10 protein-coding genes are annotated in these 14,666 nt (G+C 72.1%); 7 read left to right on the top strand and 3 right to left on the bottom strand.

Translation table 11 applies throughout. The annotated features are described in order from the left end of the window. Nucleotides 1-7: 7 nt before the first annotated feature. The 5 genes from IPJ59_RS33175 to IPJ59_RS33155 are packed head-to-tail and all read left to right on the top strand — an operon-like array spanning nt 8 to nt 4,191. Complete coding sequence (locus IPJ59_RS33175; RefSeq protein WP_293275274.1) at nt 8-1,249, top strand: hypothetical protein; 1,242 nt, start codon at nt 8-10, stop codon at nt 1,247-1,249. Beyond that, nucleotides 1,204-2,232 carry a tetratricopeptide repeat protein gene (locus IPJ59_RS33170; protein ID WP_293275272.1) on the top strand — a complete coding sequence of 343 codons (1,029 nt, stop codon included), beginning with the start codon at nt 1,204-1,206 and terminating at the stop codon, nt 2,230-2,232. Before IPJ59_RS33175 ends, IPJ59_RS33170 begins: the two co-directional genes overlap by 46 nt. Next, entirely contained in the window at nt 2,229-2,507 is a 279-nt protein-coding gene (locus tag IPJ59_RS33165) for a tetratricopeptide repeat protein (protein WP_293275271.1), read from the top strand. The genes IPJ59_RS33170 and IPJ59_RS33165 overlap by 4 nt, the downstream gene beginning before the upstream one ends. Beyond that, nucleotides 2,504-3,334, top strand: coding sequence for a tetratricopeptide repeat protein (locus tag IPJ59_RS33160; RefSeq protein WP_293275270.1), 831 nt, complete (start codon nt 2,504-2,506; stop codon nt 3,332-3,334). Before IPJ59_RS33165 ends, IPJ59_RS33160 begins: the two co-directional genes overlap by 4 nt. Continuing rightward, complete coding sequence (locus IPJ59_RS33155; protein ID WP_293275268.1) at nt 3,331-4,191, top strand: tetratricopeptide repeat protein; 861 nt, start codon at nt 3,331-3,333, stop codon at nt 4,189-4,191. Before IPJ59_RS33160 ends, IPJ59_RS33155 begins: the two co-directional genes overlap by 4 nt. A gap of 24 nt (nt 4,192-4,215) precedes the next feature. Here IPJ59_RS33155 and IPJ59_RS33150 read toward each other — a convergent pair whose 3' ends face one another. Further along, nucleotides 4,216-5,703 (bottom strand): vWA domain-containing protein, encoded by a 1,488-nt coding sequence (locus tag IPJ59_RS33150; RefSeq protein ID WP_293275266.1) that lies wholly within the window; start codon nt 5,701-5,703, stop codon nt 4,216-4,218. 75 nt (nt 5,704-5,778) lie between these two features. On the opposite strand from IPJ59_RS33150, the gene IPJ59_RS33145 reads away from it, so the two are divergent. After that, nucleotides 5,779-6,924, top strand: coding sequence for an MYXO-CTERM sorting domain-containing protein (locus IPJ59_RS33145; protein ID WP_293275264.1), 1,146 nt, complete (start codon nt 5,779-5,781; stop codon nt 6,922-6,924). A 181-nt stretch (nt 6,925-7,105) separates the two neighbouring features. Then, the gene (locus IPJ59_RS33140) at nt 7,106-7,960 is read left to right on the top strand and encodes an MYXO-CTERM sorting domain-containing protein (RefSeq protein WP_293275263.1); all 855 of its coding nucleotides are present in this window, start codon (nt 7,106-7,108) and stop codon (nt 7,958-7,960) included. Nucleotides 7,961-7,964: 4 nt separating this feature from the next. Here IPJ59_RS33140 and IPJ59_RS33135 read toward each other — a convergent pair whose 3' ends face one another. Both IPJ59_RS33135 and IPJ59_RS33130 read right to left on the bottom strand, forming a co-directional pair. Further along, a complete protein-coding gene (locus IPJ59_RS33135) occupies nt 7,965-10,604 on the bottom strand; it encodes an ADYC domain-containing protein (RefSeq protein ID WP_293275261.1) in 2,640 nt (879 codons plus the stop codon). Between the two features lie 172 nt (nt 10,605-10,776). Then, a complete protein-coding gene (locus IPJ59_RS33130; protein WP_293275260.1) occupies nt 10,777-14,664 on the bottom strand; it encodes an nSTAND1 domain-containing NTPase in 3,888 nt (1,295 codons plus the stop codon). Nucleotides 14,665-14,666: the final 2 nt, after the last annotated feature.

Raw genomic sequence — 14,666 nt, 5'->3', positions numbered from 1 at the left:
CACGCACGTGGTGCACGTGCACGGGTACTGGTTCAGCGCCGACACCCTGCACACCGATCGACTGCTCCAGCGCGAGCGAAGGCAGCTCACGTCGACGCTGCGGCGATGGATCGAGCCGGCGCTGCCTGTGGTGCTCGGCTATGGTGGCTGGGACGATGTACTCATGGGGAGCTTGCAGACCCTGGTGGCTGACGAAGGGGCTCATCCCGACATCGTGTGGGGCTTCTACGGCGCCGCGGATCCAGAGGTCGTGGGCAAGCTGGAAGCTGGGGGTGGACGCGTGCAGACGTACGAGCACGTGGACATGCACTGTCTGTTGCCGGCGCTCCGCGATCGCCTGCGCGGCGGCTCGCCGCCGTCCACCTCGACGAGGCCGACCCCGAAGCCGCCTGGGATGGCGCGGAGCGGTATTGTGGCTGCGCCACGACCGTCGGCGTGGCTCGAGGAGCCGTATCGAGAGTTGCCGGCCGGTGACATGTCGATCCCGGGATTTCGTCTGCTGCGCGCCGAGCATGGAGTCGTGGCGATGTCGGGGCGCGAGGCGATGCTCGCGGATTTTTCCGCGTGGTGCGAGACGCCCGGGCTTGCGATCCGGCTGGTGACAGCGCCGGGTGGGAGCGGCAAGACGCGTCTAGTCCGCGAGCTGTGCAAGCGGCAACTCGAGCGCGGCTGGACGGCAGGAGTTTTGCGGCGTGGCGTGGATCACGGAGAACTGATGACATTCGCGCAAGCGGGACGACCGCTGCTGCTTGCGGTCGACTATGCCGAGACCTGGGGGAAGGATCTCGAGCAGTTGTTGTGGGCGCTCGCGCCTTTTCGTGAGAACCCCGAACCGATCCGGGTCGTCCTTGCGGCGCGGGCGGAGGCCGAGTGGTGGCGCGAGCTGCCGCATGGCGTCGAAGCGTTGCGAGACCTGCTCGAGGGGGCGGATGTCGTGCGGCGGCTCGGGTCCATCGAGGATGTGAGCCGCGCGTGGGTAGACGCAGTGCAGGCGTTCACGGAGCGCCGAGGCTCCGCGATGAGGGCCGTCGTCATGCCGCCTGTGGAGGTGCTGACCGGGTTGGTGCGCGAAGGCGTGCTCGCGCTTCACGTGGCGGCCCTGCTCGCGGTGGAGGGCGATCCACCGCCGTTCGATGCCGGCGTGGGCAAGCTGTTCGACGAGCTCCTGCGGCGGAACTCCTCAAGTTTTGGAAGCCGGAGGCGGTGCGGCTGGTCGGCGACGGGTTCGCCAACCGCGACAAGGTGTTGAGCACCGTTGCATGCATCGCCACACTCGTCGGCCCGCTCGGATCGGTCGAGCAGGCGCGTGCGGTGCTCGTTCGAACGCCCGGCCTGGGCGGGCAACCCGAGGCCACGCTCGACGGGCTGGCGGCCGTGTTCGCGTCGCTGTATCCCGGTGCGGGCGGAGAGCCGTGCGCGCTGCCGCCCGTACAGCCGGACCGGATCGGTGAGCGACTCGTCGCCACGCAGCTGGCATCGACTCCCTCGCTGGCGGACTTGCCTTTTGAGGGCAGCGAGTCGTCGCTTGCCGAGCAAGCGCTGCGCGTGCTGGGTCGTGCAGCGCGGTGGCAACCTGGGCTCGTGCCTCGTCTTGAGGCGCTGGCCCGCCGGCACACAGCGCCCTTCGTCCGCGCCTGGCTCGCCGTGGCGCCGGAGGAATCCTGGGCGCCGACACACGCCGAACGCCTTGAGGCCGCGCTCGGAGGGCTCGAGGCGATGACACCGGACGAGGCCGACGCACTGGCGCGGCCGCTGCCGCTCGGGTCGGTCGCATTGCGGGGCGTGGCCGTGTTGCTCGCGGAGCGGGCCGCGGAAGGGACTCCGACGACGGGTACCTGGGAGTCGGCGACGCCGGACGAACTCGCAGGCAGAGCGCGTCGTTTGAGGGACAAGGGCTCACACTTGAGTGAGGTGGGGCGGCGGGAGGAGGCGCTGGCGTCGACGGGGGAGGCGGTGAAGCTGTACCGGAAGCTTGCGGCGGCGCGGCCGGACGCGTTCGAGCCGGACCTTGCGAGCAGCCTCAATAACCTGGGCACCATGCAGAGCGCGGTGGGTCAGCGGGAGGAGGCGCTGGCGTCGACGGGGGAGGCGGTGAAGCTGTACCGGAAGCTTGCGGCGGCGCGGCCGGACGCGTTCGAGCCGGACCTTGCGAGCAGCCTCAACAACCTGGGCAGCATGCAGAGCGCGGTGGGTCAGCGGAGGAGGCGCTGGCGTCGACGGGGGAGGCGGTGAAGCTGTACAGGAAGCTTGCGGCGGCGCGGCCGGACGCGTTCGAGCCGGACCTTGCGGGCAGCCTCAACAACCAGGGCAACATCCAGAGCGAGGTGGGGGGGCGGGAGGAGGCGCTGGCGTCGACGGGGGAGGCGGTGAAGCTGGACCGGAAACTCGCGGCGGCGCGGCCGGACGCGTTCGAGCCGGACCTTGCGACGAGCCTCAACAACCTGGGCAACATGGAGAGCGCGGTGGGGGGGCGGGAGGAGGCGCTGGCGTCGACGGGGAGGCGGTGAAGCTGTACCGGAAGCTTGCGGCGGCGCGGCCGGACGCGTTCGAGCCGAACCTTGCGAGCAGCCTCAACAACCTGGGCAGCAGGCAGAGCGAGGTGGGGCGGCGGGAGGAGGCGCTGGCGTCGACGGGGGAGGCGGTGAAGCTGTACCGGAAGCTTGCGGCGGCGCGGCCGGACGCGTTCGAGCCGGACCTTGCGATGAGCCTCAATAACCTGGGCAACATGCAGAGCGCGGTGGGTCGGCGGGAGGAGGCGCTGGCGTCGACGGGGGAGGCGGTGAAGCTGTACAGGAAGCTTGCGGCGGCGCGGCCGGACGCGTTCGAGCCGAACCTTGCGGGCAGCCTCAACAACCTGGGCAGCAGGCAGAGCGCGGTGGGGCGGCGGGAGGAGGCGCTGGCGTCGACGGGGGAGGCGGTGAAGCTGTACCGGAAGCTTGCGGCGGCGCGGCCGGACGCGTTCGAGCCGAACTTTGCGATGAGCCGCAATAACCTGGGCGCCATGCAGAGCGCGGTGGGTCAGCGGGAGGAGGCGCTGGCGTCGACGGGGGAGGCGGTGAAGCTGTACCGGAAGCTTGCGGCGGCGCGGCCGGACGCGTTCGAGCCGGACCTTGCGACGAGCCTCAATAACCTGGGCAACATGCAGAGCGCGGTGGGTCGGCGGGAGGAGGCGCTGGCGTCGACGGGGGAGGCAGTGAAGCTGTACAGGAAGCTTGCGGCGGCGCGGCCGGACGCGTTCGAGCCGAACCTTGCGGGCAGCCTCAACAACCTGGGCAGCAGGCAGAGCGAGGTGGGGCGGCGGGAGGAGGCGCTGGCGTCGACGGGGAGGCGGTGAAGCTGTACCGGAAGCTTGCGGCGGCGCGGCCGGACGCGTTCGAGCCAGACCTTGCGAGCAGCCTCAACAACCAGGGCAACATGCAGAGCGAGGTGGGGGGGCGGGAGGAGGCGCTGGCGTCGACGGGGGAGGCGGTGAAGCTGTACCGGAAGCTTGCGGCGGCGCGGCCGGACGCGTTCGAGCCGAACCTTGCGAGCAGCCTCAACAACCTGGGCAGCAGGCAGAGCGAGGTGGGGGGGCGGGAGGAGGCGGTGGGGTCGACGGGGGAGGCGGTGAAACTGTACCGGAAGCTTGCGGCGGCGCGGCCGGACGCGTTCGAGCCGGACCTTGCGAGCAGCCTCAATAACCTGGGCAACATGCAGAGCGCGGTGGGTCAGCGGGAGGAGGCGCTGGCGTCGACGGGGGAGGCGGTGAAGCTGCATAGGAAGCTTGCGGCGGCGCGGCCGGACGCGTTCGAGCCGAACCTTGCGGGCAGCCTCAACAACCTGGGCGCCGTGCAGAGCGCGGTGGGGCAGCGGGAGGAGGCGCTGGGGTCGACGGGGGAGGCGGTGAAGCTGTACCGGAAGCTTGCGGCGGCGCGGCCGGACGCGTTCGAGCCGGACCTTGCGATGAGCCTCAACAACCTGGGCAACATGCAGAGCAAGGTGGGGCAGCGGGAGGAGGCGCTGGCGTCGACGGGGGAGGCGGTGAAGCTGTATCAATCGCTCTTCGAGCGCTGGCCTGCAGCGTTTGTCAACAATTTAGTAATCAGCCTCCGCAACTATAGTAGATACCTCACCGAGGGGGGCAGTTCGGTAGATGCCGACCCCATCGTCCAATCGGCGCGGTCTGCGATTCAACGCAACGGTTTCCGATAGTATTGTCCTGGGGGACAGGTGCGGCTACTCGCCTTGCAGGCGCCGCATGGCGCGGCCGTGGGAGCGCTTGACGGTGGCGGTGGCGTCGACGGGGGCGCTGACCGTGGAGCCCATCGCGGCGACCGGCTCGCGGGCGTTGGGGGCGAGGGGTTGGCTCGGGGCCGGCATGGGCTGGGGCGCGGGGCCGAGGGTGGGGAGGGCCTTGCGCAGCTTGACGAGGCCGTCGGCCTGGGTGCGCAGCTCGTCGTCGCCCAGCTGGTTGGCGTCGCCGCGGGCGAGCGGCTCGGCGCGGTCGATGACGGCGATGGCGGCGGCGAGCTGGCCCTGACGGGCGAGGGCGATCGCGTCGAGGGTGGCGGCGTCGGCGAGGGCGCGGGCGATCTGTCGCTCGACCTCGAGGTCGCGGCTGGCGGCGACGGCCTGGGCGTCGCCGCTGGTCCTGGCGCTGACGAAGACGCGGCGCTCGAGCTGGCCGGCGCCGGCGACGGCGTCCTGGAAGCCGAGGACGGCGTCCATCAGCTCGAGCGAGGCGCCGGCGCGGTGCGGGCCGACGCGCAGCTGGACGATGAGGTCGCGGTGGCTGGCCTCGCCGAGGTCGCCGAGGCCGAGGCTGAGGCCGCGGTTGCCGGTGGCGGCGCCGCTGTGGCCGAGCACGCCGACGATGGTGACGCCGGGGCCGGGCAGGAGGGTGAGGGCGAGGTTCTTGGCGACGACCCGCTCGAGGCGCAGGACCTCGTCGTGGAACACGGCGGCGACCTGGTCGGAGTCCTCGATGAAGTGGAACTTGCCCCCGGATTGCCGGGCGAGGGCGGCGAGGAGGGTCTCGTTGTACTCGAGGCCGAGGCCCAGGGCGGTGATGGCGACGCGCATGCCGGCGGCCTGCTGGGCGAGGTTGGCGACCTGGGTATCGTCGTTGGGGACGCCGTCGCTGAGGAGGACCAGGCGGTTGACGCCGTCGTTGAGGTAGCCGCGGCCGGCCTCGGCGAGGCCGAGGGCGAGGCCGCCGGCGAGGTCGGTGGTGCCGTGGGCGGCCATGGTCTCGACGCGGGCGCGGGCGTCGGCGCGGGTCTTCGTGTCGATCGCGGTCGATGGGACCAGCACGCGGGCCTGCGAGTCGAAGGTGACGACGGCGAGGTGGTCGCCGTCGCTGAGGCCGTCGACGAGGGCGAGCGCGGCCTGGCGGGCGTCGGCGATCGCCTCGCCCTCCATCGAGCCGGAGCTGTCCATCACCAGGACGACGTTGATCGGCGGGCGCTTGCTGTGGGCCAGCTTGCCGCCGTCGATGCGCAGGCGGACCTGGATCTCGCCGGCCGCGTCGGCGGCGATGAGCTTGTGGGCGAGGGCGGAGCTGAGGTCGACGACGCCGGGGTCGGCGGCGGGCGGGGTGGCGACGATCGGGTCGGGCGGCTTGATCTCGACGTGGGCCGGCTTGCAGCCGGTGAGCATGGCGAGGGCGAGCAAGCCCGCGCTGAGGAGGCCAGAGGTGTAATGATTGAGGCGGCGGGCGGTCATGTCGGCGGGTCCGGGCCTGAGAACGACGGGGTCCCTGGGGGCCTTACAGGCCGGTGATGCGGTAGCATCGCGACGATGACGCCCCGCATCTGTCTCGCCCCCGCGCTGCTCGTCGCGAGCGCGTTGATCCTCCGACCCGCCGAGGCCGCGGCGTGCGACCCGGACCCCTGCTACCAGGCCGACCTGTGGCAGACCCTGGCGCCGGTCAACGCGTCGCTGATCCCGGGCGACGGCGTGCTGGTGTTGCAGGGCGCCAACCCGGGCGACCCGGCGGCGTGGCTCGACAAGGTCGCGTTGACGGTGACGCTGGACGCGACGCCGGTCGCGGGTGCGCTCGAGGCCCCGGGGCTCACAGGCGTGCTGGTGTGGCGGCCGGACGCGCCGCTGGTCGCCGGTATGTACAAGGTGATGGGCACGCTCGACAATCCGGACGACCTCGACTACTGCGGCGAGGATCTGCTGCTGGACTTCGAGTTCATGTCCGACGGCGGTGCCGCGGTCCCGCTGACGCCGCCGTCGCTGACGCCGATGGAGGTGGTGAGCACGACGCAGATCGTCGGCCTCGACACGCTGGTGTGCTGCGAGGGTGTGGTGCCGGGCACGAGCTTCAACGATTGCGGTGGGGACAGCGTCGACTATCCGGAGGGCCAGTGCGCGCCGACGCAGGGGACGGGCTGGCTCGACGTGCAGCTGCCGATCGCGCCGATGTTGCCGATCGGCACCGCGGCGATGTTGGCCTACTCGCTGAAGGTCGACGGCGTCGTGGTCGCGAGCACGCTGAGTCCGCAGCTCGGGTGGCAGGCGAGCGCGCCGTTTTGTACGGAGGTCGTGGTGACGAACCTCGGCACCGGCGCGACGCTGACGACGGACAAGCAGTGTCATGGGGACGCCGTGGCGTCGCAGCTCGGGCCGCAGAGTCTCGATCCGACGCTAGCGATCACGTGCAGCGAGCCGCTCCAGACCTGCGCGGTGAATGCGATGGGCGACGCGTGGGACCCGAACATGTGCACGCCGTGGCCGCCTGGGGGCGAGACGGGGACGCCCACCGAGGGCGGCTCGGACAGCGCGGGCTCGGACGGGAGCGGCGGCTCGGGTGGGAGCGCGGGCGAGGCGGAGCCGGGCGAGAAGGGCTGCGGCTGCGTCGGCGGCGGGGCGCCGGGTCCGTGGGCGCTGCCCGGGGTGCTCGTGCTCGCGGGGTTGCGGCGTCGCCGTCGCGCGTGAGGCGGAGGCGGGAGCCGGGCGCGGGCTGCGGAGCGGCGGGTGTGGCCGCTGGAGCCGGCCGGGTCGGTGCGTGTGCGGTGGCTTCGCAGACGGCGTGGGCTCGGGCACCATGGGGTCGCCGGGGCTCCCGCTGCGCATCGCGGCGATCCGTGGCAAGCCTGTCCCACTTCAAGGAACCCCCATGCGACGTATCTCCCAGATTGTCATCGGCGCCCTCGCGCTGGCCGCTCCCTTCTTCTTCGTCGGTGAGGCTGCGGCGGCCAGCCTCGCGGCGTGCGGCAACATTCACGTCGAGGCCTCGGCCGACTGTGTGGTCGAGGTCGAGGGCGGCTGCACGGCGCAGTGCGAGCCGGTGTACGTCGAGGCGGCCTGCGCCGCGGAGCTCAGCGCGAGCTGTCAGGGTGCGTGTGACGTCAGCGCGGAGGCGTCGTGCACCGGCAGCTGTCAGGCGGACTGCAGCGCCCAGTGCGAGGTGAAGCCGGCCGAGTTCAACTGCACCGCGTCGTGCCAGGCCGACTGCAGCGCCGACTGCTCGGGCCACTGCGCGGCGGCGGGCAACCGCGGCGAGTGCGAGGCCTCGTGCTCGGCGAGCTGCACCGGCGAGTGCGACGCGAGCTGCAAGGTGACGCCGGCCGAGGCCGACTGCTCGGCCAAGTGCGAGGCGAGCTGCAGCGGATCGTGCCGCGCCGAGGCGAACGTCGACTGTCAGATCGACTGCCAGGCCGACGGCTACGTGGATTGCGAGGCCAAGCTGACGGGCGGCTGCAAGGCCCAGTGCGAGAAGCCGGAGGGGGCGCTGTTCTGTGACGGGCAGTATGTCGACACCGGGAGCCAGCTCGAGGAGTGCATCGCGGCGCTGAAGGCGATCTTCAACATTCAGGCCGACGGCAGCGCGTCGTGCAGCGGCAACAGCTGCATGGCCGAGGGCCAGGTCACCTGCAACTGCAGCGCCGACGGCGGCGACATGAACCTCGCCGGGGCGATGGGCCTCGGCTTCGTCGTGCTGGTGGCGACCCGTCGGCGTCGCCGCGGGTGACCTGTCACTGCGCGGTCACGTAGAGCATGCCGAGGCACATCTCGTCGCCGGTGCCCTCGCCCCAGCCGAGGTCCTTCGCGGGCTGCTGCACGCCGTCGACGACCGGCTGGTTCGCGGCCGAGTTGTCCCAGTGGCACTCGAGGCGCAGGCGGTCGCCCGGGTGGACCGTGGCGGTCGCGGCGAACGGGTAGGTGCCCTGCCAGTTGAAGTCCCAGCGGGGGATCTCGAGCAGGCACTCGTCGCCCGTGCCGCCCTTGCGCACCACCGATAGCTTGTTCTTGGTCCCGAGCGTGTGCTGGTGGGTGCCGGCGGCGTGGACGACGAAGGGCTCGGTGCCCTTGAAGGGGCCCTTGGGGAACAGGAAGGTGAGGTACGGGGTGATGTCGAGCTCGTGGGAGAGCATGACGTCGGGGTCGCCCGCGGGGATGTGCATGGGCTCGCTGCCGAGGACCCAGTCGAGGTTGGTGAAGGGCATGATGACCGCGGGGCGGTCGACCTTGCTGGCGGTGCGGATGCGGATCTTCGACTGATCGGCCTTGGCGCCCGGGAGGCCGTGGTAGTGCATCTGCACGGCGATCACGGAGCCGGGCTGGACCCGGAGGCCGGTGCCCGCTGGCATGGCGCCGCCGGGCGTGCCGGGGGCCCACGCGCTCAGCCAGGGCACGCGGTACACCGACTCCGCGCTCGCACCGGGGCCGCCGTAGCACACGTAGCCGGGGTCCGGGTCGGCGTCCTCGAGCGCGTGGTAGGCGTCGACGTCCTGCGGCTCGATCGCGTAGGTGATCACGTGGTGGACGATCTGCCGCTCGCCGGGCACCACGTCGAGCGCCGTCACGAAGGTGTCCTCGGCCTTCGGCCAGTCGAGCAGGAAGCAGCGATACTCGTCGGGGGTGATCGTCGGTAGATATGGAGCCGGCAATTGCAGCTCGACGTCGTAGACGACGTCGTCGCCCGGGGTGTCGTCACCGGGCGGCTCGCTCGCGGGGTCGCCGGCCGGGGCGCCCAGCTCGGTCCATTCGCGCAGGAGGTCGCGTTGCTCGGGCGTCAGCGTGACGTCGTGGGCGTAGGCGCGACAGGCGGGGTCGGGCGGCCAGGGCGGCATGGTCCCCGCGTCGGCGGCGGCGCTGAGCATGGCGGCGAAGGGGGCCGCCTCGGCGTGGGTGGTCAGCGCGAAGGGGGCGATGTTGCCGGCGCTGTGACACTGTACGCAGCGGGCGTCGAGCAGCGGCTTGATGTCGCGATAGTAGGTGACGCCGACGGGCTCGCCGGTGCTGGGTTCGCCGGTGCTGGCGTCGCCGCTGGTGGGCGCGTCGCCGCTGGTGCTGTGCTGGGTGGTGCTGGGGTCGCCGGTGCTGGCAGGCGCGCCGGTGTCGTCGCCGGTGTCGGGTCCACAGGCGGCGAGGACGAGGGCGAGGGGCAGGGCGCGCAACGGAGTGAGGGGCATGCGGAGACCTCGAGGCGGACGACGGTCGCAGCATACAGCGCTCGCCCGGGGGCCGGGGCGCCGGAGCTCCGCGCGTCCGCACGCGCCGGGGTGAGGGCTCGCTGGCGGTCGTGTGCTCGAGCCCGGGGCGAGGTCGCTGCCGACCTGCGGCGAGCGCCCTGGGGTGGCGCTCGCCGCAGATCGGTCAGCCGCAGCTCTTGGGATCGGTGCCGAAGGCGCCGCAGTACGAGTTGCCGGTGCGGGCGCCGCGGGATGCGGGAAGCTGCCGCAATCGGGCTGGTCCTGCAGCTCGTCGAGGCAGGACGGGTATTCGTAGGAGATGCCGAGCTCGTCGAGGTGCTGCAGGCGCAGCGAGGTGCCGGCGCACAGGGCACCGTCGGGGCCCCACTCGGCCTCGACGCCCCACTCCGGGTGATTCGCGGTCGCCTGGCTCTGGATCGACGGGCTCAGGCGGTCGTAGACGTCGACCAGGGTGCCGTTGACGGTGTGCGGCACGCCGTCGCCGCAGTAGTCGGCGCGGACCATGCGGGTGCAGGCCTGGTGGTGGTCGATGAGCGAGATCTCCGAGCAGGTGCCGAGCTCGGGGTCGCACTCGGTCGCGGTGGCCCACGGGCGGTAGCCCCAATCCACGCACTTGGCGATCGCGCCGCCGCGGCAGGCGAATGTGACGACGGACGAGTCGTCGATGCGGTCGCCGGTCTCCATGTCCCAGTGGTTGACCATCAGGATCGCCGGGACCGCGTCGCCGTTGTACTGGCAGAGGGGGACCATGACCTCGTTCTCGGTGTCATATACGCTGACATCGTACAGGTATACGTCGCCGGCGGGGTTCTGGGCGTCGAGGCGGATGTCGTCGAAGGTGAGGATGAAGGTCTTCTCGCCGTTCTCCATCACCATCTTGGCGCCGATCAGCTCGTCGCCGGCGATCGGCTGCGGGTTGCCTTCGACCCACACCAGGCCGGAGAGCAGCGAGCCGTTGACGGTGAAGCCGTTGACGGTGAAGCCGTTGACGGTGAAGCCGTTGACGGTGAAGCCGTTGACGGTGAAGCCGTTCAGCGAGAAGCCGTTGAGGCTGGAGCCGTTGAGGCTCGATCCGTTGAGCGCGGGGGCGTTCTTCTTCTGCGTGCGCAGATCGACCGAGGCTCCGTCGGACGAGGATTCGTCGCATCCCCCGGTGACCCCTGCGAAAGAGGCGAGCATCACCGACGCCACAATCTTCGTCATTGACTGCATCAAGACCTCCCTTGCCATGGATCAGACAATACACGCTAGTTGTACGCGTGCGCAAGGCCTCGGCGACTAAATCTTATCGTGCACATTCGGCGTCGCGCGGCCGAATGTGTCGTGCAATGTTGGCATTGTCGCAAGCGGGCTAGGGGGCAGTGGACCCGCGGACATGTAGGGGGGCACACACGCGCAGGCCGATGGTGCCGTCGGCGAAGCTGCCGTCGAGGCGCGAGCGGTTGACGGCCCGCGCTGCGACCTCGCCGTGGTAGAACGAGCCGCCGCGGACGACCTTGACCGCGCCCCCGTCGATCGGCGAGGCCCACTCCCAGACGTTGCCTGCGGTGTCGTGGAGGCCGAAGGGGCTGATGATATCGGGGTTGCTCCCGATCTCCTCGGGGCCGATCGCCTCCGGGTCACGGGCGTGGCGCTCGTCGTAGTTGGCCTCGCCGGGGTCGATGTCGTCGCCGGTGGGGAAGTCGCGTCCATCGGCGCCGCGGGCGGCTCGCTCCCATTCGAACTCGCTACAAAAGCGGGCTCCGGGGACCGCACCGGTGAGGGATAGCCACCCCAGGTATGCCTGGGCGTCGTCCCAATTGATGCCGGTGATCGGCCAGCGCAGCCAGTCCTGCTCGGCGTGGTGCTTGCGCTTGGGGATGCGGATCGGCTGGCCGAAGCCGGCGCGCTGGACCGCGGCGCCGCGGCGCAGCTCGATCTTCCAGCCGTCGTCATCGCGCGTGAGCAGCGGCGCCGAGAGGAACACGGCGCCCTCGCGTCGGCCGCTGCGTCGCAATTGCTCGTCCGGCGGCAGCGACTCGAGGAAGGCGAGCCAATCGCCGTAGGTGGTCTCCTCGCGGGCGATGAGGTAGCCCTCGCCGCGACTCTCGTGCAATGGGGTGGCGGTGAAGAAGCTGCGGCGCAGATCCTCGTCGGCGGCGCTGCCGACCAGGAAGCGCCCGGGCGGAATATAGACATAGCCGGCCGGGATCTGGTCGCTGGTCGGGAGGTCGAGCGTCTCGCTGAAGTGCTCGCCGCGGTGCAGCAGCACCGGATAGCGCAGCTCGGCGCGGCCGTCGGCGGCGATCGTCCAGAGATATGAGCCGGGCGCGAGCTCGCGGCCCGTGAGCGGCGTGACGCCGAGGTCCTGGGCGGCGCCGAGGTGGAGCCGGCCCTCGCTGTCGCGCTCGTAGCGGGCGGCGTGGACGCGGGCGCCGGCGGGTTCGCTGCGGAGGTCGACCCGCGCCGGGGCCCGCCAGCGGGTCATCCGCGTGCCGTCGGTGTCGTGCACCGCGACGCGCAGCAGCAGCGCCTCGACGAGCGCGGGGTCGTGGTCTCGTTCGGCGAGCGTGGCCTGATCGACCAGCACGTCGGCGAGGGCGCGGCGCACGTCGTCGCGGGCGCTGTCGAGGCCGTGGGCGGTCTCCAGGCGGCTGGCGGCGCGGACCAGGAGGAGCTGGACGCCGGGGGCAGCGCGGACGGCCAGGTGCCACGCGGCCTCGCCGTCGGCCTCGTCGCCGCGCTCGAAGGCCGCGAAGGCGGCCGTGCGGTGGGCCTCGACCTCGCGGTCGATCGCCTGGGCCTCGGCGATGAGCTGGCGCGAGGCGGCGAGCTGATCGTCGACCTCGCGCTGCAGCGCGGCGCGGAGGATCAGCAGGGCGACGACCACGCCGAGGGCGATCAGCAGCGGCGCACCGAACATGAGCCCGAGGCGGAGGCGGCGGGCCCGGTGGTGGAAGGCCGCGCTGGCGGCGAGGAAGGCGGCCTCGTGCGCGCGCAGGTTGCGAGGATCGATGCGGCGGGCCTCGTCCTGCTGGCGCGCGCTCCACAGCCCGTGCGGCGGGCGGCCGAGGCGGTCCCACTCGCCGGCGGCGTGTTCGAGGCGGTGGTAGGTCTGGCGGCTCTCGGTCTTCTCGTTGAGCCAGACCTGCAGGCTGACCCAGCCGCGGATCAGGGCCTCGTGGGCGATCTCGTAGACGGGCGGGCCCTCGGCGAGGTCGCGGATCAGCAGCAGGCGGGCGTCGAGCAGCGCGTCGAGGGCGATGCGCGCGTCGTCGCCGTCGACCGCGAGCTCGTCGTAGTTGAGGCTCGCGCGGGTCTCCTCGATGGTGATGAGGCGCAGGAGCAGCGAGCGGGCGGCGCGGCGCTGCAGCGGGGTGAGCCGGGCCAGCACGCCCTCGGCGTGGCGGGCCAGGGCGCCCGAGACCCCGCCGATCTTGGTGAGCGCGGCGACTGCGATCGTCGAGCTGTCGCTGGCGCGGGCCTCCCACAGCTCGGACAGCGCGAACTGCAGCAGCGGCAGGCTGCCCTCGATGCCGGCGGTGACCAGCTGCTGGATCATCGCCTCGGACTCGAAGCGGACCCCGCGGGCCTGGGCCGGCCCGACGATGGCCTGGCGCACGCCGGCGGGGGACAGCGGGTACAGGAAGTAGAGCCCGCGCAGCAGCTCGTCGCCGAGTCCGGGCAGCGGCGCGACGCGGGTCAGGAAGTCGCCGCGCACGGTGGCGATCAGGCGCAGGCGCGGGACGCCGCGGGCGATCACGCCGAGCATCTCGGCCGCGGTCGCGGCGTCGGTCGGCGAGGCGAGGGTGATGAGCTCCTCGAGCTGGTCGACGAAGAGCAGGGTGCCGTGGGTGGCCCGGGCGTCGGCGAGGGCGCCGGCGAAGGCCAGCGGGGTGGCGCTGGCGCGCTGCAGGGCCTCCTCGTCGACCTCGCGGGCGCGGGCGATCGCGGCGACCAGCGTGTGCACCGGGCGGCGACCGGGGGTGACGACGACCGAGGTCCAGCGGCAGGTCGGGTCGAGGCCACCCTCGCATGCGGTGGGGATCGCACCGGCGCGGCACAGCGAGGACTTGCCGACGCCCGAGTCGCCGGCGACCAGCACGAAGTTCTGCGCGCGCACGCGGGCGACCACCGCGGCGATCTCGGCGGCGCGACCGAAGAAGAGCTCGCGCTGGCCGGCCTCGAACACTTGCAGGCCGCGGTAGGGGTTGCCGCCCTGGACCTGCTGGCTGCGCACCGCGGCGGCGAGCGCCTCGAGGGCCTCGCGCAGGTCGTCGCCGGAGCTGAAGCGGGCGGTGGGGTCGCGACGGAGGCAGCGGTCGATGATCTCGGCGAAGCGGCGGTCGACCTCGGGGGCCCGCTCGCGCAGCGGCGGCGGGTCCTCCCACTGGACCCGCGTGGCCAGCTCGAGGATGTCGGTGGCGTCGGTCGGCGGGACGCCGCAGCACAGGCAGTGGAGCAGCACGCCGAGGGCGTAGACGTCGGAGGCGCGCGAGGCGGGCTCGCCGGCCCACAGCTCCGGGGCCATGTAGTGCGGCGTGCCGACGAGCGCGCCGACGTCGGTGATCTCGGCCTGGCCGCTCGACCACAGCAGCTCGCGCCCCCCTACGGCTGGGTCGGCGGCTGGCCTGGCCTGGGTCGGGGCGCCGAGGGTGATCGTGTCGGCGAAGCGGTTGACGGCGGTGGCGGGCGCTGTGGGGCGCGGTGCGGCCTCGAGGGCCGGCGGTTGGGCGCCCGGCTGGGTCGCGCTGCGCAGGCGTCCGTGGGCGGCGTCGACGAACTTTGCGAGGCTGAAGTCCAGCAGCTTGATCTCGCCGGCCTCGCTGAGCACGACGTTGGCGAGCTTGATGTCGCGGTGGAGGATGCCGTGGCCGTGGGCCGCCGCGAGGCCGCGGGCGAGGCTGACGCCGAGCTCGAGCGCCCGCGCCCAGGGCAGCGGCAGGGCCAGCTCGGCGAGGCTCTGGCCGCGCACGAATTCGGTGATGAGGTAGGGCCGGTTGTTCAGCTCGCCGACGCGGTGGACGGCGACCACGTTGGGGTGCTGGATCCTCGCGGCGGCGCGGGCCTCGACGACGAAGCGCTCGCGGGCCTCGGGCTCGATCGCGGTGATGAACTTGATCGCGACCAGGCGGTCGAGCATGCGGTCGCGGGCGAGGTAGACCTGGCCCATGGTGCCGCGGCCGATCTGGCGGATGAGCTTGTACTCCTCCACCTCGTCCGGCGGCGACCAGTCGTCGTGGTCGAGCACCGGGCTCACCG

This window comes from Nannocystis sp., assembly GCF_016714285.1.
Lineage (GTDB): Bacteria > Myxococcota_A > Polyangia > Nannocystales > Nannocystaceae > Nannocystis.
Note: the sequence above shows the minus strand (reverse complement) of the source record. Positions and strands in the feature narration are given on the sequence as shown.